Below are 1,896 nucleotides of genomic sequence, written 5' to 3'. Positions count from 1 at the left end.
AATATACTCTCGGTATTCCAAACGAGTAAATTCCTGAATTCCCAAAAATTTACTGGAAATGGAGTGTAATCTGATGAGGAGATGGTCATTTTCATAGGGTTTTCAAAAAAAGGCATGCCAAATAAGCTCCAGCTATTTAATTTTTAAAAAGTCAGATAACTAAGCTATTTGTGCAAAAATATGGTCTTTCAGGAACCTTAGTTCATCCTCTTGATGAGTGTACCAAGCATCGATGTGCTGACACATCATGATCCCAAATATTCGGATGTACCACATCATGGTTGACCGATGGTTTCCAGCTTCTAAATGATAATCAATCTTCTCTCGCTTGTTTGAGCGTTCGACGGAAGTGCGTCGTTTATAAATTAATTTCCATTTATCTGTTTCCCTTGATGTTTTCGGGAATAGACGTAGATTATCCTTACTTTTTGTATGATAGGTTCGTCCATATTTGGCAGTAGAACAAGGGTTTTCACAAGTGTTTTTGGTTCCGCATGCCAAGGGACAACGCCACTTTTGGCGGTTTTGTGTATGGTCATAACCGTTCGGTTTCATCTTTTTTCCGATCGGACAAATGGGCACACCTTCTGGAGATATTTGTATATCTTCATCCGTTTCCAGGTTTTTTTTGGCTCGTTTGTTTAGATCGATGATCGGTTCCACCCGTTTTTGATCGAGCAGTTGATAAATAGCTTCAGCATCATGTGCCGCATCTAGAAGCATTTTATCTACCGCGCCCAAGTTGAATCGTTGCGAAAACTCAGCCCAACTAACGACGAAGCTTACTGAGTCATGGCAGGAAGCCAAATTCAGACGCGGATATAACGGCAAGTCGTATGGACTGTCGCAAGCATTAATCATGTAGAGGTGATACCCGTTGAAGTACTTTTCCCGATGGCTGTCCCAGCCACTGTCACAGTCGGGTTGAGAGTACTTTCGACCGTGCTTGCAATTCGCTATACCTTGGGCGCGACAGTTACAAGTGGGCTTGCTTCGGATGTGGGATCCGGTGACGACGGGCGTGCCGTCACCGGCAACGTTTAGTTGATCCACATTTCCGAGCAGTCCCAACTTGGCTGAAATAGTAAGAATTTGGGATTGGAAGAAATCGAATAGGCGATCCGATGGGAGTTCCTTTTTTTGATCTAATCTAGGAATGACCCACTCGACCAATCGTTGTACACGACCAGGCTTTGTTGGAGCCTTTTCGCCTTTTTTTCCTTTTTTCGCTTTCTTTTTACGAGACTTTTTACTTTTCTTTTTGTGGGTCACATTCTTTTTGTCACTTGCCCATAATCGAGCAAAAAAATCATGAAATGTACCCACACCAGGCGTATCACCTGGTTCAAAACCACTGAGAATCGCGTAAAGCGGAACACGGTGAAGTTCATCCACCCATTCCGTGATACTCATGGTGGGGTTGGTCAAGAGTAGGAGCAGATAGGACCGCAGCATGGATGCAGGATCCCGTGGTTCTGGTCCTCTGGCCCCGTAAACATCACTCAGCCTTACGGTTATGTCGGAAAGATTGGTGATCCAAAGTTTCGTGATCACAGGCCAGTCTTTGTTTACCAGTGTTAAAATGCCGCCAGAATAGTGAGTCTGAAGTTGATCCATAACAAAATTCTGATATTCTTTATGTGAAACAAAAACGGGTTTCAATAAAAACACCTCAATCTTGGTTAGTAAGGAAAAAACTCCCTTCAACCGCGATTATTGTGGCGTTTTTGAAAAGTCAAGAGTCTTTTTGAATGTTTAACGACAATATTTCTACATTTTATTTCCAGTTAGAAATATTGATCAAAATAAAAAACTCCTACAAAGTAGGAGGGGAATCAAACAGTTGGGTCAAGAGATCCTTTGACCCATCTAACTCGGCGAATGCCGAGAGACTAT

At 42.5% G+C, this 1,896-nt stretch carries 1 protein-coding gene; it reads right to left on the bottom strand.

The window, feature by feature from the left end:
• Positions 1 to 159 precede the first annotated feature (159 nt).
• The gene (locus D5F11_RS25640; RefSeq protein ID WP_245998335.1) at positions 160 to 1,671 is read right to left on the bottom strand and encodes a transposase; all 1,512 of its coding nucleotides are present in this window, start codon (positions 1,669 to 1,671) and stop codon (positions 160 to 162) included.
• Between the last annotated feature and the right edge of the window lie 225 nt (positions 1,672 to 1,896).

Origin of the sequence: Siminovitchia terrae (genome assembly GCF_003605405.2) — a bacterium.
Lineage (GTDB): Bacteria > Bacillota > Bacilli > Bacillales > Bacillaceae_C > Siminovitchia > Siminovitchia terrae.
The sequence above is the reverse complement of the archived record's forward strand: the minus strand, read 5'-3'. Positions and strand labels throughout refer to the sequence as shown.